20 protein-coding genes, 1 other RNA gene, 1 pseudogene and 1 other annotated feature are annotated in these 24,258 nt (G+C 34.9%); of the genes and pseudogenes, 19 read left to right on the top strand and 3 right to left on the bottom strand.

Annotated elements, in window-relative coordinates:
• Positions 1-6 precede the first annotated feature (6 nt).
• The 10 genes and pseudogenes from pheA to yajC all read left to right on the top strand — a co-directional run bounded on the left by pheA (position 7) and on the right by yajC (position 8,599).
• On the top strand, positions 7-864 hold the full coding sequence (gene pheA / locus AB4Y30_RS10545) for a prephenate dehydratase (protein WP_368652193.1): 858 nt from the start codon (positions 7-9) through the stop codon (positions 862-864).
• Positions 865-1,129: 265 nt separating this feature from the next.
• Positions 1,130-1,276 (top strand): annotated as a pseudogene (safA, locus tag AB4Y30_RS10540) (SafA/ExsA family spore coat assembly protein); the annotation flags it as partial.
• A 766-nt stretch (positions 1,277-2,042) separates the two neighbouring features.
• Positions 2,043-2,786, top strand: a complete 744-nt coding sequence (gene nadE / locus AB4Y30_RS10535) for an NAD(+) synthase (RefSeq protein ID WP_368652192.1) — start codon at positions 2,043-2,045, stop codon at positions 2,784-2,786.
• Between the two features lie 58 nt (positions 2,787-2,844).
• Positions 2,845-3,333, top strand: coding sequence for a hypothetical protein (locus AB4Y30_RS10530; RefSeq protein WP_368652191.1), 489 nt, complete (start codon positions 2,845-2,847; stop codon positions 3,331-3,333).
• A gap of 88 nt (positions 3,334-3,421) precedes the next feature.
• Positions 3,422-4,156, top strand: a complete 735-nt coding sequence (locus tag AB4Y30_RS10525; RefSeq protein ID WP_368652190.1) for a YebC/PmpR family DNA-binding transcriptional regulator — start codon at positions 3,422-3,424, stop codon at positions 4,154-4,156.
• Positions 4,157-4,447: 291 nt separating this feature from the next.
• Positions 4,448-5,062 (top strand): Holliday junction branch migration protein RuvA, encoded by a 615-nt coding sequence (gene ruvA / locus AB4Y30_RS10520; protein WP_368652189.1) that lies wholly within the window; start codon positions 4,448-4,450, stop codon positions 5,060-5,062.
• Positions 5,063-5,076: 14 nt separating this feature from the next.
• Positions 5,077-6,081: a Holliday junction branch migration DNA helicase RuvB gene (ruvB, locus tag AB4Y30_RS10515; protein ID WP_368652188.1), complete on the top strand. Its 1,005-nt coding sequence runs from the start codon at positions 5,077-5,079 to the stop codon at positions 6,079-6,081.
• A 58-nt stretch (positions 6,082-6,139) separates the two neighbouring features.
• The gene (queA, locus tag AB4Y30_RS10510; protein ID WP_368652187.1) at positions 6,140-7,171 is read left to right on the top strand and encodes a tRNA preQ1(34) S-adenosylmethionine ribosyltransferase-isomerase QueA; all 1,032 of its coding nucleotides are present in this window, start codon (positions 6,140-6,142) and stop codon (positions 7,169-7,171) included.
• Between the two features lie 15 nt (positions 7,172-7,186).
• Positions 7,187-8,323 (top strand): tRNA guanosine(34) transglycosylase Tgt, encoded by a 1,137-nt coding sequence (gene tgt, locus AB4Y30_RS10505; protein ID WP_368652186.1) that lies wholly within the window; start codon positions 7,187-7,189, stop codon positions 8,321-8,323.
• Positions 8,324-8,341: 18 nt separating this feature from the next.
• Complete coding sequence (yajC, locus tag AB4Y30_RS10500) at positions 8,342-8,599, top strand: preprotein translocase subunit YajC (RefSeq protein WP_368652185.1); 258 nt, start codon at positions 8,342-8,344, stop codon at positions 8,597-8,599.
• 188 nt (positions 8,600-8,787) lie between these two features.
• Here the strand turns inward: yajC and AB4Y30_RS10495 are convergent, their stop codons facing one another.
• Complete coding sequence (locus tag AB4Y30_RS10495) at positions 8,788-9,159, bottom strand: TIGR04086 family membrane protein (RefSeq protein ID WP_368652184.1); 372 nt, start codon at positions 9,157-9,159, stop codon at positions 8,788-8,790.
• A 111-nt stretch (positions 9,160-9,270) separates the two neighbouring features.
• Complete coding sequence (spoVB, locus tag AB4Y30_RS10490; protein ID WP_368652183.1) at positions 9,271-10,824, bottom strand: stage V sporulation protein B; 1,554 nt, start codon at positions 10,822-10,824, stop codon at positions 9,271-9,273.
• A 119-nt stretch (positions 10,825-10,943) separates the two neighbouring features.
• Between spoVB and AB4Y30_RS10485 the strand changes: the two genes are divergently transcribed.
• From AB4Y30_RS10485 to ssrS, 9 genes are all read left to right on the top strand, one after another.
• Entirely contained in the window at positions 10,944-11,240 is a 297-nt protein-coding gene (locus tag AB4Y30_RS10485) for a post-transcriptional regulator (RefSeq protein ID WP_368652182.1), read from the top strand.
• Positions 11,241-11,307: 67 nt separating this feature from the next.
• Positions 11,308-13,569, top strand: a complete 2,262-nt coding sequence (secDF, locus tag AB4Y30_RS10480) for a protein translocase subunit SecDF (protein ID WP_368652181.1) — start codon at positions 11,308-11,310, stop codon at positions 13,567-13,569.
• 275 nt (positions 13,570-13,844) lie between these two features.
• The gene (recJ, locus tag AB4Y30_RS10475; RefSeq protein WP_368652180.1) at positions 13,845-16,184 is read left to right on the top strand and encodes a single-stranded-DNA-specific exonuclease RecJ; all 2,340 of its coding nucleotides are present in this window, start codon (positions 13,845-13,847) and stop codon (positions 16,182-16,184) included.
• Positions 16,162-16,674, top strand: coding sequence for an adenine phosphoribosyltransferase (locus AB4Y30_RS10470; protein WP_368652179.1), 513 nt, complete (start codon positions 16,162-16,164; stop codon positions 16,672-16,674). Before recJ ends, AB4Y30_RS10470 begins: the two co-directional genes overlap by 23 nt.
• Before the next feature lie 180 nt (positions 16,675-16,854).
• The gene (locus AB4Y30_RS10465; RefSeq protein WP_368652178.1) at positions 16,855-19,062 is read left to right on the top strand and encodes a bifunctional (p)ppGpp synthetase/guanosine-3',5'-bis(diphosphate) 3'-pyrophosphohydrolase; all 2,208 of its coding nucleotides are present in this window, start codon (positions 16,855-16,857) and stop codon (positions 19,060-19,062) included.
• Between the two features lie 27 nt (positions 19,063-19,089).
• Entirely contained in the window at positions 19,090-19,533 is a 444-nt protein-coding gene (gene dtd / locus AB4Y30_RS10460; RefSeq protein ID WP_368652177.1) for a D-aminoacyl-tRNA deacylase, read from the top strand.
• A gap of 131 nt (positions 19,534-19,664) precedes the next feature.
• Positions 19,665-19,888, top strand: a binding site (T-box leader).
• 58 nt (positions 19,889-19,946) lie between these two features.
• The gene (hisS, locus tag AB4Y30_RS10455) at positions 19,947-21,215 is read left to right on the top strand and encodes a histidine--tRNA ligase (protein WP_368652176.1); all 1,269 of its coding nucleotides are present in this window, start codon (positions 19,947-19,949) and stop codon (positions 21,213-21,215) included.
• An 11-nt stretch (positions 21,216-21,226) separates the two neighbouring features.
• A complete protein-coding gene (gene aspS, locus AB4Y30_RS10450) occupies positions 21,227-22,987 on the top strand; it encodes an aspartate--tRNA ligase (protein ID WP_368652175.1) in 1,761 nt (586 codons plus the stop codon).
• Between the two features lie 255 nt (positions 22,988-23,242).
• Positions 23,243-23,429, top strand: a non-coding RNA gene (gene ssrS / locus AB4Y30_RS10445) — 6S RNA.
• A gap of 158 nt (positions 23,430-23,587) precedes the next feature.
• Here ssrS and AB4Y30_RS10440 read toward each other — a convergent pair.
• Positions 23,588-24,235: an RsfA family transcriptional regulator gene (locus AB4Y30_RS10440; protein WP_368652174.1), complete on the bottom strand. Its 648-nt coding sequence runs from the start codon at positions 24,233-24,235 to the stop codon at positions 23,588-23,590.
• Positions 24,236-24,258: the final 23 nt, after the last annotated feature.

Raw genomic sequence — 24,258 nt, 5'->3', positions numbered from 1 at the left:
ATAGTTTTGACGAAAACAGTAGGTTATTTAGGACCTAAAGGAACATTTACCAAATTAGCAGTTGATTCTGCATTCAAAGAGGAAGAAGCAGTAGCATTTAAAACAATTCCAGAATGTATTGATGCAGTAGATCAAGGAAAGATTGATATTGGAGTAGTACCATTGGAAAATGCGATTGAAGGTACTGTTCATTTAACAGTGGATTATTTAATTCATCAGGTGAGATTGCCACTGTTAGCAGAACTAGTAGTGCCAATTCAACAACATCTACTAGTTCATCCTAATTTTAATGGTGATTTAGCAGAGGTAGAAGCAGTGTATTCGCATCGACAGGCAATTGCACAATGCCATCAATTTATTTATCAGAACATGCCAAAAGCAGAAATACATTTTACATCTTCAACGGCAGGTGCAGCAGAATTAATTAGCGAGACAAAAAGTGAAAACACCGTAGCAATTGGAAATAGTCTAGCTGCAGAGGAATACGGATTGGAAATATTCAAAGACAATATTCATGATTATCCAAACAACCATACGCGTTTTGCAGTGTTAGCTAAACAAAAAGAGTTAGTGGATATAAAACTACCAGCAACATCTGAGAAAACAACATTATTAATCACATTACCAAGTGATCGTCCAGGAGCGTTACATCAAGTGTTATCAGCATTTGCTTGGAGAAGAATGAACTTATCCAAAATCGAGTCACGCCCTATGAAAACTGGTTTAGGAAATTATTTCTTCATTATTGATGTAAATCAAGCATTAGATGATGTGCTTTTTCCAGGAGTACAAGGAGAACTTGAAGCATTAGGCTGTGAGGTAACTATCCTAGGTAGTTATCCAGTTCATCAAATTAAATTATAAAGAAGCATTCACAGGAAGATCGGACTGCTTTCATCACCTAGTAAAGAAATACTTTTACTAGGTGATGGAAGCGGCTAGACTGACCATGTGAATGCTTTTTTATTTCAAATTTTATAAATGATGATGTGATTTAACTGAATGTCTTGTAATTACTATAAATATCTTATATAAAATTGTTATTCAACAATTAATAGGCATTTGCATATGTTGATATAGAGGTAAACGCCTAGCTTAATTTAAGCTTTGAGAAAGGAGTTTGTTGCATTTGAATATTCATATTGTCCAAAAAGGGGATACTTTATGGAGCATATCTAAAAAATATGGGGTTGATTTTGAAGAAGTAAAACGATTAAATTCCCAATTAGCATCCCCAGATATGATTATGCCAGGAATGAAGATAAAAATCCCAGCAACTTCTAAGATTGTTGCACATGAGAAGAAAACGAAAGAAAAATCGGTAAAAAGCATGCCCTTAAAACCGTTAAATGAATTAAAGGAAGATGATAAGCATAAGGCGACTGAGTTCAAAGTAGAGAAACCAAAATTAACAATTCCTAAGCCAATGCCAGTTATTGAGGATATAGTGGAAGAGAAAAAAGAGAAGAAGAAGCATCCGGTTGAAAAGAAAAAATTAGAAAGTAACATCAAGCAACCCGAACAGATACAACCGATGCAGGAAATGGGTGCTGCTGTTCCAATAGCAATGATTCCTGTGTTTATGCCAAATTACTATCCATATTGCTGGCCAGTTCCTTATCAACATCAACAAATGCATGGCTGCCATTGTGCTGCTTGTAATACTGCTCCAGTACATGATTGGTATAATCCTTGCTTTGACTACTGGCAGATGATGCCACAGGAACCTATTCCACAAAGAGCTGTTGAACAAAATGAAACTACTCCAAAACAAAAACAAACAGAAGTTGAGCAAACAGAAAGAGTTGACAATTCTTTACAAAACATTTCTGCAATCCCAATGCCTCCACATCATCTAGTACTGCCAGAAGTAAATCATTTTATTCCGCAAGAATATCCAGTAGATAATAATAAATAATAGAAAATGATTGAAAAAATGTTTCATTATTTTTCGGGTCGTACTCATTCCATAATGAAATCATTTCAGCTTGAATCGTGGTACAATAAAATAAATAGTATAGTGCATGAAGGAGCGAATAATAGTGGAACAAACCATCCAAGATATTGTCAAATGGCTCAGAAAAACGGTAGAAGAAGCACATGTAAAAGGCTTAGTTGTCGGAATTAGTGGGGGAATTGATTCGGCAGTAGTTGCTTATTTAATTAAGCGAGCTTTCCCAGAGCAATCATTAGGAGTAATTATGCCAATTAAAAGCAATCCAACAGATATGGAGCATGCTAAAATGGTGATTGAAGATTGTGGTATAAGTGGAATGACTATTGATTTAACATCTTCACATCAAACAATGTATGGGACTATTCGTGAAGCAATACAAAAAAAGAATGAATATAATGAAATGGCTGAACGCTTAGCTGATGCGAATTTACGAGCTAGACTGCGCATGAGTACATTATATACTGTTGCGACAAATTATAATTATTTAGTTGTAGGTACAGATAATTTATCTGAATGGTACACAGGATATTTTACAAAGTATGGCGATGGTGGCGTCGATTTATTACCAATTGTCGATTTCACAAAAAAAGAAATATATCAAATGGCTGAGGCTTTGAACATTCCGCGTCCTATTCTTGAGAAGCAGCCAAGTGCTGATTTATGGGAAGGGCAAACGGATGAAGAGGAAATGGGAACTACGTATGATAAAATTGATGCATTTATTAAAGGTGAAGAAGTTTCAGAATCTGATCGCATTTTAATTGAGAAAATGCATCAACGTACAGAACATAAACGGCAAATGGCGAAACAGTTTAAAAAAAATTCCTGAAATTAACAGTGTAAAAAACCTCTTTTATTGAAAACTAAAGAATAAAGGAGGTTTTTACATGCGTTATATAATAATGTTTCTTTGCGTTCTTTTTCTTATTACAGGATGTACAAGTTTGAATGCTCGAAAATCTGAAGAAATGAATATAGGTCAGTTGGAATCCGATGATTCATCTCCACATTATCAAAGAACAGAGAGAGAAAAAAGAGAAGTGGATGAAAATCCAACAAAAGATTATTATCAAAGTGATGAGGAAGGGATTGGCAAGGATGGAAATGAACGCAACTTTTTTGCTGAGAAGGATTCACTACTGATAACACAATTCTTGGCGCAGAAAAAAGAAGTAAAAGATGTTCAAGTAGATTCATACGAAAACATGCTCGTTGTCTATTTACAACTGAGACATGATTTATCACAGGAAGAGATTGATAAAATAGGAAATGAGATTGTGGCTTTTGCTCCTGATAAAGAAGTTGTTCTCTATACAGATGAACAAACCTGGAGTCGTAAAGAAGAGGAAAAAGCAAAGGAACCACAGCGCAGATAATTTATTGCAATATGAATAGACAAGTTTCCTTTCTTCCATAAATTTGATATAATATTTGAGTTAATCAAGGAGAGAGGAGAATGGACAGGTGGCTGGTCATTCTAAATGGAATAATATAAAACGAAGAAAAGGTGCACAGGACGCAAAAAAAGGGAAGATTTTTATGCGTCATGCAAAACTCATTTACATGGCAGCTAAACAAGGTGGCGGAGATCCAGAAATGAATGCTACTTTGCGATCAGCAATTGATAAAGCAAGAGCTGATAATATGCCAAATGATAATATTGATAGAGCAATTAAAAAAGCAACTGGAATGTTAGATGGATCAAAATTTGAAGAAGTAACATATGAAGGTTATGGCCCTGGAGGAGTAGCGGTTATTGTTCAAGTTATCACGGATAATCGTAATCGTACTGCTGCTGAAGTGAGACATGCTTTCAATAAAAATGGTGGAAACCTAGGAGCAACAGGCTGTGTTTCTTTCATGTTCGATCGTAAAGGTTACATTAGTATTGTAAACGAAGATGGAAAAATAGATGAAGATGAAATAACATTAGAAGCAATTGAAGCAGGAGCAGATGATATCGAATTTGAAGATAATATTATTGAAATCTACACAAGTCCAGAAACTTTTGCTGATGTAAGTAATCATTTAATCGGACAAGGATATGATATAGAGGAGTCTGAAATAACATTAATTCCTCAAAATTATTCTACTTTAGGCGAAGAAGAAGAGAAGAAAATGATAAATATGTTGGATATGCTCGAATCAGATGAAGATGTTCAAGATGTTTATCATAATTTAGAAATGTCAATTGAATAGAACATCAAGACTTCCTCTTCCATATGTGAAGCTGGAAGTTTTTTTCTTCTATACTTCTATTTCAAATGATGCGATTTTTTCTTATGAATTATGGTAAGATGTAGGAAGATAATAAAGTGAAACTTCATGCGGTGGGAGATTCCAACGTACAAGTCATGTTAGAGCATCGGTCGATTTTATCCGTAATTTTATTTTGGTGCTTTGTATGACGTTTTTACTCTCCCACTTAAGAAATGACCCTTGAAGTCGGAGTCATGCGTTCAGTTACACTGTGATAAAAGGAGAAATAGCATGATTGCATATATAAAAGGGCAGCTAAAGCTTATAAATGATGATTCGGTTGTTGTTGATGTGCATGGGGTAGGATATGAAATTGTTTGTGCAAACCCATTTGCCTTTCAACATTTAGTAAATGAAGAAGTATTTATTCATACCTTTCATCATGTCAGAGAAGATGCCCATATTTTATTTGGATTTAAAAATGAAAAAGAAAAATATTTATTTACCAAATTAATTTCTGTGGCCGGAATTGGCCCTAAGAGTGGACTGGCTATCCAAGGAAGTGTTAATGTAAGAGATTTTGTTCATGCTGTGGAGCGTGAGGATGAAAAGTATCTTACAAAGTTTCCTGGTATCGGTAAAAAAACTGCTCGTCAAATTATTTTGGATTTAAAAGGAAAATTACTTGAGATTGCAAATATTGAGGATGAAACTATAATCCCTACAACAGATACACCAGAACAAGAGCAATCAATGCAAAAGGTCCAAGAAGTTGAAGAAGCATTGAAAGCTTTAGGATATACAGATCGAGAGATTAACCATGTTAAGCCAGAATTATTAAAGGATATAGATGCTAGTATTGATGAAATGATTCGTAAGGCTTTAGCTATGTTTATTAAAAATTAGTGAGGTGAGAAACAATGGAAGACCGCATAGTAACAGGTGAATTACAACCAGAAGATGCTACCGTTGAGCTTAGTCTGCGCCCCACTACATTGAAACAATATATCGGACAACATAAAGTAAAGGATAATCTTAGTATTTTTATTCAAGCAGCGAAAATGCGTAATGAACCGCTTGATCATGTACTATTATATGGTCCACCAGGGTTAGGGAAAACAACGATGGCATCTATTATTGCGAATGAAATGGGCGTGCAATTTCGTTCTACTTCTGGACCCGCGATTGAGCGTTCAGGAGATTTAGCAGCAATACTGTCTTCTTTAGAAGCAGGTGATGTCCTATTTATTGATGAAATTCATCGTCTACCTCATTCTGTTGAAGAAGTTCTTTACCCAGCAATGGAAGATTTCTTTTTAGATATTGTGATTGGTACAGGACCGAGCGCTAGGTCTGTACGAATTGATCTACCACCATTTACATTAGTAGGAGCAACAACTCGAGCTGGTCTATTAACGGCACCTTTGCGTGATCGCTTTGGTGTATTGAGTCGACTAGAATATTATGAAGTAGAGGATCTGTGTGCAATTGTTGAACGGACAGCTGAGATCTTTGATACGTCCATTACGAAAGAAGCTTCATTAGAAATTGCTCGACGTTCAAGAGGAACACCAAGGATTGCTAACCGATTACTAAAAAGAATCCGTGATATTTCTCAAGTCCAAGGAGAAACAGAAATTAGTTTTTCTACAACACAGGTTGCACTATCCATGCTACAAGTAGATGATATTGGCTTAGATGATGTCGACCATAAATTATTAAAAGGTATTATCGATGGCTTCCAAGGTGGACCAGTTGGCTTAGATACAATTGCAGCAACGGTTGGTGAGGAATCACAAACAATTGAGGATGTATATGAGCCTTATTTATTACAAATCGGCTTTATTCAACGTACACCAAGAGGAAGAGTAGCTACATACAAAGCTTATGAGCATTTTGGAATAGAAATTCCAGAGCGAAAATAAGGGTTAGTTATGAAGTGGTTTGTAAATAGATATTTAAGTTTAAAATAGGAGTAATCACATGAATATAAATGATTTTGACTTTGATTTGCCAGAGCATTTAATTGCTCAAACCCCATTATTAGATCGAACATCATCTCGTATGCTTGTATTAAATCGAGAGACAAAGGAAGTTTCTCATCAACAATTTAGAGATATCATTGATTATATTCAGCCTGGTGATTGTCTGGTTATTAATGATACAAGAGTAATTCCTGCTCGTTTATTTGGTATAAAAAAAGATACAGGGGCAAAAATTGAAGTATTATTATTAACAGAACAGGAACAAGATCATTGGGAAGTGCTAGTAAAGCCTGCTCGTAAGGTTCCGGTTGGGACCACACTTGTTTTCGGTGATGGAAAACTTACAGCAACTTGTGTAAAAGAAAAGGAGCATGGTGGGAGAGTTTTTCAATTCCATTATGAAGGAATTTTTTATCAAATTCTAGATAAATTAGGGGAAATGCCTCTACCTCCATATATAAAAGCACAGCTAGAAGAGAAAGATCGTTATCAAACAGTATATGCAAAACATGAAGGCTCTGCTGCTGCGCCAACTGCTGGGTTACATTTCACTGAAGAATTATTAGAGAAGTTAAAGGCTAAAGGTGTTCAAATTACGACAATTACTTTACATGTGGGTTTAGGTACATTCCGCCCAGTTAGTGTTGAAAATATTGAAGAACATAAGATGCATGCTGAGTTTTATCAAATATCAGCAGAAACTGCTTCGATTTTGAATGAAACAAGAGTAAATAACGGAAAAATCATAGCTGTAGGTACAACATCTGTGCGTACATTAGAAACAATTGCTAGGGATCATCATGGAAAGTTTGTTGAAGCAAGTGGTTGGACAGATATTTTCATTTATCCACCATATCAATTCAAAGCAATTGATGGAATGATAACAAATTTCCATTTACCTAAATCAACACTGATTATGTTGGTCAGTGCATTGGTAGATAAAGAAACCGTACTACAAGCGTATCAAGAGGCGGTTAAAGAACAGTATCGATTCTTTAGCTTTGGTGATGCGATGTTAATAATAACATAGGAGAATTAAGAGATTATGCCAGTAACTTATGAATTAATTAAAACATGTAAACAAACAGGTGCAAGATTAGGAAAAGTCCATACGCCACATGGTTCGTTTGATACACCAATGTTTATGCCAGTTGGTACATTGGCAACTGTTAAAACGATGAGCCCTGAAGAATTAATACAAATGAATGCACAAATTATTTTATCGAATACATATCATTTATGGCTACGCCCTGGAGATGATTTGATAAAAGAAGCGGGTGGCTTACATAAATTTATGAACTGGAATAGGCCAATTCTTACTGATTCTGGTGGCTTTCAAGTGTTTAGTTTGAGTGGGATTCGGAAGATTGAAGAGGAAGGGGTATATTTCCGTCATCATTTAAGTGGGGAAAAGCTCTTCTTTTCACCAGAAATTGCCATGGGGATACAGAATAATTTAGGGCCAGATATTATGATGGTCTTAGATGAATGCCCACCATATCCTGCATCCTATGAGTATATGAAGAATTCGGTTGAAAGAACATCTAGATGGGCAGAGAGAAGCTTAGAGGCACATCAGCGTAAAAATGATCAAGCATTATTCGGTATTATTCAAGGTGGTGAATACGAAGACCTGCGTAAACAAAGTGCCCAAGATCTCTTATCCTTAGATTTTCCTGGATATGCGATTGGTGGACTTTCAGTAGGAGAGTCTAAGGAAGTAATGAACCAGGTATTAGAGTCTACGACACCATTGATGCCAACCAATAAACCCCGTTATTTAATGGGAGTTGGTTCTCCTGACGCTCTGATTGATGGAGCGATCAGAGGAGTGGATATGTTTGATTGTGTATTACCAACAAGAATAGCAAGAAATGGTACATGTATGACGTCTACTGGGCGTCTTGTAGTAAGAAATGCAAAATATGCTCGTGATTTACGACCAATTGATGAAAATTGTAATTGTCATGTATGTAAAAATTATACAAGAGCTTATGTACGACACTTAATTAATTGTAATGAAACATTTGGATTTAGACTTACTACTTACCATAATTTGCATTTTCTGTTAGAATTAATGAAGCAGGTTAGAGAAGCCATTATGGAAGATCGACTTGGTGATTTTAAAGAAGCGTTTTTTGAGCAATATGGGTTTAATAAGCCAAATGCTAAGAATTTTTAAGAAAGGGGGAAAAAATAGATGGAAATGTTAGGAACACTATTACCAATACTGTTGATGTTCGTTGTTTTTTACTTTTTATTAATTCGTCCTCAACAGAAGCGTCAAAAACAAGTCCAACAAATGCAAAATGAACTACAAAAGGGAGATAAGGTTGTAACTATCGGAGGATTACACGGTGAAATCCACGCAATCGATGAGGGAACAATAGTTATTCTCGTAAACGATGGTAACAAGCTTACATATGATCGCGCTGCGATTAGAGAAGTAGTCCAATAAATTTTAGTAGATAAAAAGCTTGAAAAGGAATATCTCAATCCTTTTCAAGCTTTTCTTATGTTTTAAAATTTATATGGGTGCATTCCTATGCAGGAGATAGCATGCCCCACAAAGAAAACTTTGATTGGCAAGCGGTTAGGCGAAGTCACGCTTTTAGCTTGTAAGGGCACTCTCCATTTTTCTTATATTTATTGTTTAATTGTATTTACTCCAATAATACTGCCGATGATTGCGGAAAGGATATATCCAAGATGATGTGAGGCTTGTTGGATAGAGAAGGCTTCCTTCCAACCAATAAATTGAATGATAAAAATAATAAGTGTAAACCCACATCCAACCATTAAGCCAATCAACCATCCTTTTTCCTTACTTTTTACTCCAGCAATAAGGCCTCCAATAAATAAAGTGATAATTCCTAAACTAAGAGTTAACCAGGAGAGCATGGATTCATTTAATGAGGTATACATTAAAAATAAAGCTAAGATAATACTAAAACTAATCATCAATCCCATCATTACAACCCATCCATAACAGACTGCTAATAATTGATCTTTTTTCATACATTTTACACTCCTTCTTATTATTTATAGATAAAAATACGTGTTCAAAAAGGTCGATAAAAAGGAACGTCATTTTTAGTAGACTTTTTGAACAACTTTTAACAGTGAATATTAAGAGGGTAACCATTTGTTTATCCAAGGGATTTGGCGAAGCTCCTCCATTGTGATAAATCGTAGAAGAAATAGTAATAGAAAATAGAGTAATGAAAGAATGGATAGCAGAATAATAAAAGCAATTAAAGGAAGCTGATCCATACTATACAAAGATTTTAAAAATACACCTACGTAGTAAGTGATGATAAGTAAAGTTAACATTTTAACGATATCTACTTTGGCAATTTTAAAGTTGATTTCCTTATACAATGTGAATAAATGGAGTAAGGTTACTAGAATAACGCTTGTAGCAATGGAAATAGCTACTCCCATCATGCCAAACCTTTCTTGTGAAGTAAGAAGAATTAAGAGAGCCAGCTTGATGATAACTCCAATAATGGAATTCCACATTGCCTGCTTGGCTATATTTAAAGCTTGTAATGCTGCTTGTAATGGTGCTTGAATATACAGAAAGAGAAAGAATGGACTTAAAAACAAAAGTAAATAGCTAGCCTCGGTTTTCCCGTACATAAAATGTAGTAAATTAGCTGGAAATAAAGTGAATACGATAGTTGCCAATGCACCAGAAGCGAAAGAAATACGAATAGATTGATGAATGCGGTAGTGGATTAATGAATGATTTTGTTTTGCTTCAGCCTCAGCTATGGAAGGAACTAATGCAATAGATAGTGAAAAAGTAATAAAAGTTGGCAATAATAATAATGGCATAACAAATCCTGTTAATTCTCCATATAATTTGGTAGTTACCATTGCTGAGTAACCAGCGATGGCCATACATTGCGCAATTAAGATTGGTTCTAGAAAGGCAGAGAAGGACCCAATTAAGCGGCTTCCTGTTGTAGGGATAGCAATGGAGAATAATTCATTCATTACAGTCCGTTTTGAATTTTTCTCTTGTCTATGTGAAGCAGTGAATAAAGGGAACTTTTCTTTTTTATAACAATAAACAAGGTAAAGTAATGAACCTAACTCACCTAATAGAACACTAACCATTGCTCCTGCTGCTGCATATTCAATTCCGTAAGGTAAAAGTAATTTAATAAATAAGGCAACGCATGAAATACGAATAATTTGTTCGACAACAACTGAAATACTTTGTGGCTTCATGTTTTGCTTTCCTTGAAAGTACCCCTTTAGAATAGATGAGACAGCAATAATTGGAATAATAGGACTGATAAACATTAGAGTGAGCATGGTACGTTCTTCATTTAGTAGATTTGCTAGCCATGGTGAAATAAAAAAGAGTCCAATGGAAAAGATAATACTTAAAATACCAGTGAGAAATAAAGAAATAGTTAAGATATTACGGATTTTTAAAGAATCATTATTTGCCTCAGCTTCGGCTACAAATTTTGCAATAGCAACTGGTAGTCCAATCTGTGTTAGTGTGATGAGTAACATTAAAGTAGGGATAGTCATCATATATATCCCAACGCCTTCTTCACCAATTAATCGTGCCACAACAATCCGATTAACAAAACCGAGAAAACGTGTGAATAATCCAGCAATAATGAGTATAATTGTTCCATATAGAAAGGATTGTTTGGACATAATGAAAACCACCTTCTCAAAAAATAAAAATTCGTATACAATGATATATATGCAACTTAAGTGGTCAAGCATGACAAGTGATATATACATTACGATTTTGTAATGGAGGAGGCATTATTTTGGGTGAGCAATTAACTGTAAATGAGTGGAAGAAAAAAATCGCTCCAGTATTAGATAGTAAAAAGCAAGAATTCATTATGTTAGGATATCCTAAAGCAACCAACCAAGAAATTTGGGAATGCTTACAAGCAAGGGTATGGAAGGGAAATCCAACGAAACGATTACATGAGGTTATTCAAGATGTGTTTCATTTAAGTACAAGTACATATATTAGCTTTTTAACAATCAGTGCATTTCAAGAAGACACAGATTTAATGGCATCCATCGCAGCATTAACAGGAGAAAGAGCAGAGTAATAGCTCATTAGAAGAAGGCAAGTCTGATTCTGATATTACTCCAGAGACAAAGGAGGATTTATAGTCAATGGTTAAAAGAGGTAAACTTGTTGCCTTTTTTCTAATCGTTTTAATATTTGCAGGAACGATCGGAACAACGGTTACAGATATCGGTAAAAAAATTAATTTAGGGTTGGATTTACAAGGTGGCTTTGAAATCTTATATGAAGTCGAACCAGTCGATGAATCACAAGAGACGGATCGGAAATTATTAGAAGCTACGGTACAAACATTAAATGACAGAGTAAATCGATTAGGAATTAGTGAAGCAGTAATTGATATAGAAGGAGAAGACCGTGTTCGTGTCCAGCTAGCAGGTGTTGAAGATCATGAACAAGCACGTGATATGCTAGCTACTTCAGCAAGACTTTCTTTTCGTGATGTGAATGACCGAGAGCTACTTGATGGAAATGATGTCAGAGAAGGTAGCGCAAGTCAGGACTTTCATCCAGATACAAATGCACCAATAGTTACACTAAAATTAAAAGATGCGAATAAATTTGGAGAGGCAACAGAAGAAATTGCTGCGATGCAAGCACAAGGGGAAAATTTACTCGTTATTTGGATGGACTTTCAGGAAGGAGATTCTTTTGAGGCCGAAGCTGCAAAGGAAGATCCTAAATTTATCTCTTCACCAGCAGTATCAGAGAAATTACAAACAACAGATGTTATGATTACTGGAAGTTTCACGGTGGAAGAGGCGAAGTATTTAGCAGATATTATCAATGCTGGCTCTTTACCAGTTCATATGAATGAACTATTTTCAACTTCTGTTGGAGCACAATTTGGGGAACAAGCATTAAATAAAACGATGTATGCTGGATATCTAGCAGTTGGGTTAATTTTCTTATTTATGATTATTGTATATCGTTTACCAGGATTTGTAGCATCTGTTAACTTAGGGATCTATATTTTCTTGATCCTATTGGTCTTCCAATTAATGAATGGAGTATTGACATTACCAGGTATTGCCGCGCTCATTCTAGGGATTGCAATGGCCGTTGATGCGAATATCATTACCTTTGAGCGAATAAAAGAAGAATTAAGGATTGGAAAATCTGTCAAAGCTGCTTTCAAGGCAGGTTCGAAAAACTCACTTCGAACAATTATTGATGCGAATATAACAACTATTTTAGCAGCTGTCGTATTGTTTATATTTGGAACAAGCTCTATTAAGGGATTTGCAACAATGTTGATTATAAGTATCCTTGTTAGCTTTTTGACAGCTGTTTATGGAACACGTATCTTACTTGGTCTTTGGATAAATAGTAAGTTCCTTAATAAGCGTCTAGGCTGGTTTGGTATTAAAAAAGATCAAATCCAAGATATTGAAGAAGCACATGAGCTCGTACCAACATTTTTTAATAAAAATATTGATGTTGTAACACATCGTAAAAAAATTATCTTTGCAACCTTAATTGTTACTATTGCAGGGGCAATTATACTAGGAATATTTAAAATAAATCCAGGTGTAGACTTTACTAGTGGATCGAGAATTGAAATTCTAGCTGATGGTCCAATTACAACAGAAGAAGTTGAACAGGATTTGGAAGAATTAGGCTTGACAGCGAAGTCGATCGTTATTTCAGGTGATAATAGTGATCTTGCTGTAACACGGTATGATACTGTACTAGATAATGATAAGATTACAGAGGTTAATCAATACTATATAGAAAAGTATGGATCAGAACCAGGAGTTAGTGTCGTATCACCAATAGTAGGAGAAGAATTAGTGAAAAATGCAATTTATGCATTGGCCATTGCTGGAATTGGAATGATTATCTATGTTTCATTCCGTTTCGAATTTTTCTTCGGTTTAACAGCTATTTTGACGCTATTTCATGATGTGTTTTTCATGTTAGTTGCCTTCAGTATACTGCAGCTTGAATTTGATGTTACGATTATCGCTGCCATACTGACCATTGTCGGTTATGCAATTAATAATACGATTGTTGTATTTGACCGTATTCGTGAAAACATTACGAAAGAAGGAAAGAGAATTACATCCTTTGAAAAGCTTTCAAATATTGTAAATAAGAGTGTTGTACAATCATTAACTCGTAGTATTAATACGACATTCACTACATTAGTAGCTGTATTATGTTTCTTATTCTTAGGTGCAGAATCAATCTCTGGCTTTGCAATTGCCTTAGTTGTAGGATTAATTGCTGGTATTTACTCTTCTTTATTCCTTGCACCACAGTTATGGCTATCATGGCGTGGAAGAAATTTAAAAGACAATCCAGTAGATTTCACGAAGAAGAAGCGAGTAGAAGGACCACAAGTTTAAATGATAAAGTAAAAGTCTCTATTCTTTGAAGAACATCCATTTAGGAATTATTCAAAGAATAGAGGCTTTTTTTCAATTGTTGGCTAGTCTAAGGCAGTCTTTCTACCTAAGTAGAGGAAATGGGACGGGTGCCAGGTTGAATGAAGCTGTTAATAAAAGTGATAGAAGGAAATAAGTATGGAATTTAATTGGAACAGTTTAGAGGAAAGCATTCTATTCGTTTCATTGCGCCCCTGACTTTACTTTTGTATAATGAGTAAGTCAGGGGTGAATTTATGTTAACGAGTAAAGCAAAGTGGAATTTCCATCAAGTAGAAGGAAATACCTGGGTCGGTGATTCAGAATTTTCACCTATCATACAAAAGCTATTTATGCAGCGTGGTATATATACAGATCAGGAAGCTAAAAGCTTTCTTGAGATCGATTTAAATAACTTACATCAACCAGAAGGGCTTTCTATGATAGAGAAAGCTGTACAACGAGTACATCAGGCGATAGAAAACAAGGAACAAATTTTGGTTTTTGGAGATTATGATGCAGATGGAGTTACTTCAACAGCATTATTAATGAAAGCATTGCAGGAGCTTGGAGCTGATTGTGATTTTTATATTCCAAACCGTTTCACAGAGGGATATGGTCCAAATAAAGAAGCTTTTCAATTAGCATATAATCGTGGTATTTCATTAATTCTTACGGTAGATACAGGGATTGCTGCTATCGAAGAAGCTTTATTTGCGAAGGAATTAGGGCTTGATTTAATTATTACAGATCACCATGAGCTACAAGAGGAGTTACCTGAAGCATATGCAATTATTAATCCAAAATGTTCACCTGATTATCCTTTTCATGAGTTAGCAGGTGTTGGAGTTACGTTTAAATTTGCTCAAGCATTATTAGGATATTTTCCAGAGCATTTATTAGAATTTGTGGCAATTGGTACTATTGCAGACCTTGTACCATTGGTAGATGAGAATCGAATTCTTGCTTACTATGGATTACGTAAATTATCAGAAACTAAGAATGCAGGAATCAAGGCATTATTAAAATTATGCCAAATTAATGGAGTTGTTACAGAAGAAGATGTAGGATTTCAATTAGGACCAAGAATTAATGCAGTAGGTCGCTTGCAGGATGCAGAATTGGCGGTTGAATTATTTCTTTCAGAGGACAATGAAGATGCAGAGCATTTAGCATCTGAAGTACATGCTTTAAATGAAGAACGTAAAAAAATAGTAGTTCAAATTGTAAAAGAAGCGGAAGAAATCGTTGCCGAAAAGCAGCTTCCAAATGTTATTGTTGTAGCAAAAGAAGGATGGAATGAAGGAGTTCTTGGAATCGTTGCATCCCGTCTTGTTCAAAAATACCAACGACCAGCAATTGTACTAGCAATCAATCCAGAAAAAATGGTTGCAAAGGGATCTGCACGTAGTATTCCTGCCTTTAATATGTTTAAGAACTGTATGGAAATAAAAGATTTATTTGAACAATTTGGTGGACATTCTCAGGCTGCAGGAATGACAATTCCTTATGAAAATATTGAAGAAGTACAAGCTTTATTAAGTGAAGCAGCTGAGCAACAATTAACACCAGAGGATTTCAAGCCAGTTTTAGAAATTAATCAGAAACTGGAAATAAATAAATTAGACCTTTCTTTAATTGAAGAAATAAATCAACTTGCCCCATTTGGGATAGGTAATCCTAAACCATTATTTGTTGTAGATGCTATTCCAAATGATGTGCGTCAATTAGGAGCAAATCAAAATCACTTGAAATTAAAATTCACAGAAGATGGTACAACGATGGAAGCAATAGGATTTCAAAAAGGGGCATTATTTTCGTATATTACGAAGGAAACGTCCATAGAGATAGCAGGGGAATTAAGTGTTAACGAATGGAATGGAAATCGAAAAGTACAAATGATAATGACTGATTTACAAATAAAGGATTGGCAATTATTTGATCATCGTGGTAAAAAAGAAATCGACATCACGTCATATTTAATAGAAGAGGCTTCTCATTTAGTGGTTTGTGATGAATCCCGATCTACAGATGCATTTCAACAAAGAAATGTCACAGTAATTAATTATGATACAGATATGAGTGAGCTAACTCAGCATGAGCATGTTTACTTTTTAGATTTACCACTAGAGTTGAAGCATGTTGAACAAATTATCCAGCAGATACAGCCGCAAAATATTCATGTATGCTATTATGTGGAAGATAGTGTCTATTTAAAGCCATTTCCAACACGAGATACTTTTATTAAGTATTATAGTCTAGTAAAAAAGCAACAATCCTTAAATGTGAAACAACAATTAAAGCCATTGATGAGTACTTATGGATGGTCAAAAGACTTAATTATTTTCATGTCAGAAGTATTTATTGATTTAAAATTCTTAACGGCAAATGATGGTGTACTCTACGCTGTCCCCAATCCAGATAAAAAAGATTTACAGGATTCGACAGTATTACAAGAACGAAAAACAAAAATAGAAATTGAAAAGATCTTATATTATTCTACATATGAAATGTTAAAACAATGGTTTGGTCGATTATTAGTAGATACAACTAAAGATGGAGAGGAAACGAACAATGGATTACAAACAACATATTAAACTTGTCTATGATTGGCCTGTAGAAGGAGTTATTTTTAAAGATATTACTCCATTAATGAATCATGGTGAAGCTTTTAAAGCAGCTGTTGATGAGGTTGCTTCTTATGCAGCAGAGAAAGAAGTAGATGTAATTGTTGGGCCAGAAGCAAGGGGCTTTATTATTGGCTGCCCTGTCGCTTATAAGTTAGGAACAGGATTTGTTCCTGTAAGAAAAGCAGGCAAGCTTCCCCGTGAGGTCATTCAAGTAGATTATGGCTTAGAGTATGGAAAGAATGTTTTAACAATTCATAAGGACGCTATCCAACCTGGTCAACGTGTTTTAATTACAGATGATTTATTAGCAACAGGTGGAACAATTGAAGCTACAATTAAACTAGTAGAAAAATTAGGTGGTATCGTAGTTGGCTGTGCTTTCTTAATTGAATTAACATATTTAAATGGAATAGAAAAATTACAGAAATATGATGTGATGTCATTAATGCGTTATTAAAGAAAATAAGATATAATGTAGAAAAGGGTCTGACAGGCAGGAAAAGTGTCAGGCCTATTCTTTATATCAAGTGTAGATAACTAACTTTTTATTGTTAGACGATTTTGAATCTTTTTTATTTCAGGATGAATGTCTCGCAATAGGAATAAGGCGAATTTATACATTTTAAAAGGTGATTTTATGGCAAAAGATGCTATTTTAACAATTGAAGACATACTAGAAATGGCTAGTAAATATTTAAATGAAGAAGATGTAGCTTTTATTCGTAAATCTTATGAATTTGCGGCGGAAGCACATAAAGACCAATTTAGAAAATCTGGTGAAGCATATATTGTCCATCCTGTTCAAGTTGCAGGTATTCTGACAGAGCTTGAAATGGATCCAGAAACAATTGCTAGTGGTCTTCTTCATGATGTGGTTGAGGACACTGATATTTCATTGGACGAAATTGAGGAAACCTTTAATCACGAGGTTGCAATGCTTGTGGATGGAGTAACCAAGCTAGGGAAAATTAAATATAAATCACGCGAAGCACAGCAAGCTGAAAATCATCGAAAAATGTTTGTTGCCATGGCTAAAGATATTCGTGTTATTTTAATTAAACTTGCAGATAGATTGCATAATATGCGCACACTAAAATTTTTATCTCCTGAGAAGCGCCGCAGAATCTCTAATGAAACATTAGAAATTTTTGCTCCATTGGCCCATCGACTGGGGATATCCGCAATTAAGTGGGAACTAGAAGATACTGCTTTACGTTATTTAAATCCACAGCAATATTATCGTATTGTTGAATTGATGAAGCAGAAGCGTGAACAACGTGAAGCAGATATTGCTAATGTAATAGATGAGGTCAAAAAGCAGGTAGAAGCTGTAAGTATTGAGGCGGAGATTTCTGGACGGCCGAAACATTTATATAGTATTTATCGAAAAATGATTTTACAAGATAAACAATTTAATGAGATATATGATTTATTAGCTGTACGTATTATCGTTAACAGTATTAAGGATTGTTATGCGGTACTTGGTATTATTCATACCTGCTGGAAGCCGATGCCAGGTAGATTTAAAGACTATATTGCTATGCCGAAGCCAAACCTCTATCAATCTTTGCATACGACAGTAATTGGGCCAAATGGTGATCCTCTAGAAGTGCAAATTCGTACAAAAGAGATGCATGATATTGCAGAATTCGGGATTGCTGCACATTGGGCATACAAAGAAGGAAAACAAGTTAATAAAACAGATAAATCATTTGCTGAGAAGCTTTCTTGGTTTAGAGAAATTTTAGAATGGCAGAATGAAACAAATGATGCTGAAGAGTTTATGGAATCATTAAAAGTAGATCTATTCTCAGACATGGTTTATGTATTTACTCCAAAAGGTGATGTGATTGAGCTTCCGTACGGATCAGTACCTATTGATTTTGCATATCGCATTCATACAGAAATAGGGAATCAAACCATTGGTGCAAAAATAAATGGAAAAATGGAGCCGCTTGATTATAAATTAGAGAATGGCGATATCATTGAAGTAATGACCTCTAAGCATTCCTATGGACCCTCTCAAGATTGGTTGAAAATAACGCAAACATCTCAAGCGAAAAATAAAATCAAACAGTTTTTCAAGAAGCAGCGTAGAGAAGAAAATGTTACAAAAGGAAAAGAATTAGTTGAGAAAGAAATTCGTGCGTTAGAATTAGAACCTAAAGATGTGTTGATAGAAGAGAATCTGAAGCCAGTATTGGAAAAATTTAATTTTACAAATGAAGAGGATATGTATGCAGCAGTAGGTTATCAAGGAATTACTGCAGCATCTATTGCAACAAGGTTAACCGAGAAAATACGTCGTACGAAGTTAAAAGAAGAGCAGCTTCAAGCAACATTAGAAAAAATCAATGCAGAATCTAAAGAAATTGGACGAAAAACGAATAAGATGGACGCAGGAGTTGAGGTAAAAGGAATTGATAATGTATTAATTCGTTTATCTAAATGCTGTAATCCTGTTCCAGGTGATAAAATTGTAGGATATATCACAAAGGGTAGAGGTGTTTCTGTTCACCGTGCTGATTGTCCGAATGTACAAGGAAAAGATGGGGAAGAACGTTTTCTTGAGGTGGATTGGAAGGCGGAGCAGTTAATTAGTAAGCAATTCCGTTTAGATTTAGAAATTACAGGTGATGATCGTCCAGGTTTATTAAACGAGGTTATCCAAGCTATTTCAGAAACGAAGACAAACATCACTCAAGTAAACGGTCGCTCTGATCAAAATAAAATGGGGATTTTGCAAATTACGATTCTCATTTCAAACATCAGTCATCTTCAAAGAATCATTGATCGGATTAAACAAGTCAAGGATGTATATACTGTAACACGTATCCTACATTAATATTTTCAGTTAAGAAGGAGCATATTCATGAAAGCAGTACTTCAACGAGCAAAGCATGCAAGTGTTACTGTGGACAATTCCGTTGTTGGGCAAATTGACAACGGATTAGTCATTTTATTAGGAGTAACACATGATGATACAATAGATGATATAAATTTTTTAGTAAAAAAAATAATAAATTTACGTATATTTGAAGATGAAGAAGGAAAGATGAATTTATCCTTAAAAGATGTTGGCGGGGAGATTCTTTCTATTTCTCAATTCACTTTATATGGTGATACAAGTAAAGGAAGAAGACCTAACTTCTTACAAGCGGCTAAGCCTGATCAGGCAAAAGCATTATACGAGCAATTTAATCAGATACTCTCAGACAATGGAATCTCTGTAGAAACAGGTGTTTTTGGAGCGATGATGGATGTACAATTAACAAATCATGGACCAGTGACATTTATCTTAGATAGTAAGGAATAAATAATCTGTTTTTCTATGAACTAGTATAACTACCTTTGATCATGGTAAAAATAATGTTAAGGGTAGAGAAGCGCTTGACAATCAAGGCTCAACTGATTAAGATAATATTCATATAAATAATAAAATGACACCATTTTCTGATGAAGGAAAAAGTAGTTAGCACCATTTGAACAGAAAGAAAATGCCTAGGCTGAGAGCATTTTTACAAAAAAGGACTAATGAAAGACATTCTGGAGGATTCATACTGAAACAAAAGTAAGTATGGACGAATGACAGGCGTTAACTGTGAAAGTGGGTACAATGATAAATCGTACCAACTAGGGTGGCAACACGGGTATAAACTCTCGTCCCTTATTTATTTAAGGGATTAGAGTTTTTTTTGTACTTATTTATAATATTGAGGGGGTATAAACATGAGCTTAAAAGCGCCAAGAGGTACAGTGGATTTACTACCAGAAGATACGAAAAAATGGCAGTATGTAGAAGAAGTAATTAAAAAGATTTGCACTCGATTTAATTTCAATGAAATTAGAACACCAATGTTTGAGCATACAGAAGTGTTTCAGCGTGGCGTAGGAGATACAACAGATATTGTTCAAAAGGAAATGTATACCTTTGAAGACCGCGGTGGAAGAAGCATCACATTACGTCCAGAAGGAACAGCTGGTGTAGTTCGTGCATTTGTTGAAAATAAATTATTTGGTATTCCTGAACAACCGGTTAAATTGTATTATTTATCCGAGCTATTTCGCTATGAACGCCCTCAGCAAGGAAGAATGCGTCAGCTACACCAATTTGGTATTGAAGCATTAGGAAGTGCTGATCCGGCAATTGATGCTGAAGTAATCAGCCTAGCGATGATGGTTTATCAAGAGTTAGGATTAAAATCGATTAAATTAGTTATTAATAGCTTAGGGGATTTAGAAAGTCGTAAAAATCACCGAGAAGCATTAATTAAACATTTTACACCTCATATGCATGAGTTGTGTGAGGACTGTAATAATCGTTTAGCGCAAAATCCATTAAGGATTTTAGATTGTAAAAAAGATATGAACCATCCAGCGATGAAAACCGCTCCTTCTATTTTAGAATATCTAAATGAAGAATCGCAAGCTTACTTTGAGAAGGTAAAACATTATTTAGACCTGATGAACATTCCATATATCGTAGATGAAAATTTAGTACGTGGATTAGATTATTACAATCATACTGCTTTTGAAATCATGAGTGAGGCTGACGGTTTCGGTGCGATTACCACATTACTTGGTGGTGGAAGATATAATGGATTAGCAGCTGAATTAGGTGGCCCAGATACACCAGGTGTTGGCTTTGGAATGGGAATGGAACGTTTATTGATGGCATTAAAAGCAGAAAACATCACGCTTCCAATTGATCAATCCATTGATAGCTTTATTGTGGCTATTGGGGAGGAAGCAGAAGCTGAGGCAGTACGAATTGTCCATGAATTGCGCACACAGGGTATTTCTGCAGAGAAAGATTATTTAAATAGAAAAATAAAAGCTCAATTTAAAGCAGCAGATAGACTACATAGTAAATATGTATTGATTTTAGGAGAAGCAGAATTAGAAAAAGGCAGTATCTTAGTAAAAACAATGGATACTGGAGAACAGGTTGAAGTAGCTATTACAGAAGTGGTAACATTTTTACAGGAAAGATTATAGGAGGAAAAGAAATGAGCGAACGAATTTCAGCAGGTACATTAGGAGAACAACATATTGATCAATCAGTAGTATTAAAAGGTTGGGTAGATCGCCGCCGTGATTTAGGTGGATTAATATTTATTGATTTAAGAGATCGCTCTGGTATCGTACAAATTGTTTTTAACCCAGATCATTCAGAAGAAGCTCTTGAAATCGCAGAAAGAGTAAGAAGTGAGTATGTTATTGAAGTAAAAGGAACAGTTGTAAAAAGAGATCCAAGCACAGTAAATCCAGCAATTTCAACTGGTACTATTGAAGTAATTGTTAGTGGGATTAATGTAATTAATAAAGCTAAAAACCCACCATTTTTAATTGAAGATAATACAGATGTATCTGAGGATTTACGCTTAAAATATCGTTATCTTGATCTGCGTAGAAAACCATTACAAGAGACATTTATTTTACGTCATAAAACAACCCAAGCAGTGCGTAACTTCTTAAATGATAATGAATTTCTTGAAATGGAAACACCTATTTTAACAAAAAGTACTCCAGAGGGTGCGAGAGATTATTTAGTACCTAGTCGAGTACATCCAGGTGAATTTTATGCATTACCACAATCACCACAATTATTTAAGCAATTAATTATGATGAGTGGCTTTGAGAAATATTATCAAATTGCTCGCTGTTTTAGAGATGAAGATTTAAGAGCAGATCGTCAGCCTGAGTTTACTCAAATTGATATTGAAACATCCTTCTTATCTGCAGATGAAATCATGGAAATGACTGAAAAAATGATGCAGCATGTGATGAAAGAAGTAAAAGGAATGGATATTGAATTGCCACTTCCACGTATTTCTTATCAAGAGGCAATGGATCGCTTCGGCTCAGATAAACCAGATACGCGTTTCGGTTTAGAGCTAGTAAATATATCTGATATCGTGGAAACTTCATCATTCAAAGTCTTCAAAGGTGCAGTAGATGCAGGTGGGAAAGTATGCCTAATTAATGTAAAACAACAGGCAAATCATATTTCACGTAAAGAAATCGATGCTTTAACCGAATATGTTAAAATCTATGGTGCTAAAGGTTTAGCATGGGTGAAGATTGAAAATGGAGAAATGAATGGACCAATTGCTAAGTTCTTATCTGATGAAGAAAAGCAAGCAATGCTAAGTCGTGCAGGAGCCGAAGATGGAGATTTATTATTCTTCGGTGCTGATAAAGCAAGTGTTGTATACGATAGCTTAGGTGCTTTACGTTTAAAACTAGGAAAAGATTTAGAGCTTATTGATGAATCAAAATTTAATTTCTTATGGGTAGTAGATTGGCCTTTATTAGAATATGACGAGGATGCAAATCGATACTTTGCGGCACATCATCCATTTACAATGCCAGTCGCTGAGGATTTGGATAAACTAGAATCAAATCCAGCAGAAGTACGTGCAAATGCATACGATCTCGTATTAAATGGTTTTGAATTAGGTGGAGGTTCACTCCGAATTTATAATCGTGAAGTACAAGATAAAATGTTTAAAGCATTAGGCTTCTCGCAAGAACAAGCAGAAGAACAATTCGGTTTCCTTCTTGATGCTTTAGAATATGGTACACCTCCGCATGGTGGAATTGCTTTAGGACTAGATCGAATTGTTATGCTATTAGCTGGTAAAACAAATATTCGTGATACGATTCTATTCCCGAAAACAGCTTCAGCATCTGATTTATTAACAGATGCACCAAATGAAGTAAGCGAGGAGCAATTGGGGGAATTATCCATCCAACTTGACCTGTAAGAGGATGTTCAAAAAAGTTCAGTGAAAATGGCAAACATATTGAATAAGGAAGTATGATGTGCTAGTATTGATACCCAAGTTCGTGACATGATGAACTTATCCGATGGCGGTCGTTTTACATTTTTTTCGAACACTAACTATAAGTAAAATAAATACAAATAAGTTATAAATGATTCGTAAAGGTAATCGAATTATTTAAATATTTAGATTGATTAACAAAAAAAACTATGCTATGATTTAAATAGTCACAGAAGGAAAATCCTGATGTGTGCGTTAAATGAAAATCGTTTTGACCGAACACTTTTTAAACGGGAGCTCAAACTGTTTCTATGGTAAATACATGCCTCGTATCAAGGAGAGGACTTATGAGCTATAGAACTTGGCACCCACCTGCACGTAGCGGGATCAAAGCTTGTATTTTGACGGCACAATCGGGATTTTCCTTTTGAAAAGTAAAATTATAAAATGCTTCCTTTGGCTTAAACAGCTGAAGGAAGCATTTTTTATTTTTAAACGGAATATGTGATTCTTATTTCTAAGAAAATAGTTTAGTAAACAGCTAATACTTAGAAAAAATGAAAATCTCTTTTTCTACTTTAATTAAGATTGGGCATTAGGTACAACTTGTTCTAAGTTTCCGTTTTTATCCATTTTAAACATTGGAGATTTCATTGGGTTTAAACCATCTAGTACAGTCATTTTTCTTGCTCGTTCCATGATTTCAACAAATGTTTGATAGTCATTTTGGATTGTGTTTAATTGTTTTTCTGTTTCTGTTAATTTTCGTTTTAGTTGGGTGATTTCTTCATGTAATCTTTCATTTTCACTTTGCAGTTTATCCATATGATCTTGCGATTTTATTTTATGAAGGGTCTCTTTTTTCATATTTTGCAAGAAATGAATAATTGCTTCTAATGAAATAGGTGCTTCATTTACTTTAATTTTTGGATGCTCTGTTTGACTGTCAACTATAGTTGGTGATTCTACTATCCGTTGTCGTTTTACTTTAGCAAGCGAGCGTTTCTTTTCTTTTCGTTGGCGTTTGGCTAGGTCCATTGCGTGTTCATATTTTTTACGTACCTCAGCATTCCAACGAAATCCACATGCAGCAGATGTACGATTTAACACATCACCTACTTCATCAAACGCATTTAATTGTGTGCTGCCATCACGAACATGTCGTAGTACTGTTTCTGCAAGTAATAAATCATCTTCATGAGACCAAGCATCCTGTCTTACTTTCGCCATTCATTATCAACTCCTCAAAACGT

This window comes from Ornithinibacillus sp. 4-3, assembly GCF_040958695.1.
Taxonomy (GTDB): domain Bacteria; phylum Bacillota; class Bacilli; order Bacillales; family Amphibacillaceae; genus CALAMD01.
The sequence above is the reverse complement of the archived record's forward strand: the minus strand, read 5'-3'. Positions and strand labels throughout refer to the sequence as shown.

Coding starts and splice junctions, on each gene's coding strand:
- tgt (WP_368652186.1), top strand. CDS start 7,187: ATGCCAGTAACTTATGAATTAATTAAAACATGTAAACAAACAGGTGCA.
- hisS (WP_368652176.1), top strand. CDS start 19,947: ATGAGCTTAAAAGCGCCAAGAGGTACAGTGGATTTACTACCAGAAGAT.
- recJ (WP_368652180.1), top strand. CDS start 13,845: ATGTTAACGAGTAAAGCAAAGTGGAATTTCCATCAAGTAGAAGGAAAT.
- AB4Y30_RS10440 (WP_368652174.1), bottom strand. CDS start 24,235: ATGGCGAAAGTAAGACAGGATGCTTGGTCTCATGAAGATGATTTATTA.
- queA (WP_368652187.1), top strand. CDS start 6,140: ATGAATATAAATGATTTTGACTTTGATTTGCCAGAGCATTTAATTGCT.
- AB4Y30_RS10470 (WP_368652179.1), top strand. CDS start 16,162: ATGGATTACAAACAACATATTAAACTTGTCTATGATTGGCCTGTAGAA.
- ruvA (WP_368652189.1), top strand. CDS start 4,448: ATGATTGCATATATAAAAGGGCAGCTAAAGCTTATAAATGATGATTCG.
- ruvB (WP_368652188.1), top strand. CDS start 5,077: ATGGAAGACCGCATAGTAACAGGTGAATTACAACCAGAAGATGCTACC.
- secDF (WP_368652181.1), top strand. CDS start 11,308: ATGGTTAAAAGAGGTAAACTTGTTGCCTTTTTTCTAATCGTTTTAATA.
- AB4Y30_RS10495 (WP_368652184.1), bottom strand. CDS start 9,159: ATGAAAAAAGATCAATTATTAGCAGTCTGTTATGGATGGGTTGTAATG.
- dtd (WP_368652177.1), top strand. CDS start 19,090: ATGAAAGCAGTACTTCAACGAGCAAAGCATGCAAGTGTTACTGTGGAC.
- spoVB (WP_368652183.1), bottom strand. CDS start 10,824: ATGTCCAAACAATCCTTTCTATATGGAACAATTATACTCATTATTGCT.
- AB4Y30_RS10530 (WP_368652191.1), top strand. CDS start 2,845: ATGCGTTATATAATAATGTTTCTTTGCGTTCTTTTTCTTATTACAGGA.
- yajC (WP_368652185.1), top strand. CDS start 8,342: ATGGAAATGTTAGGAACACTATTACCAATACTGTTGATGTTCGTTGTT.
- aspS (WP_368652175.1), top strand. CDS start 21,227: ATGAGCGAACGAATTTCAGCAGGTACATTAGGAGAACAACATATTGAT.
- AB4Y30_RS10465 (WP_368652178.1), top strand. CDS start 16,855: ATGGCAAAAGATGCTATTTTAACAATTGAAGACATACTAGAAATGGCT.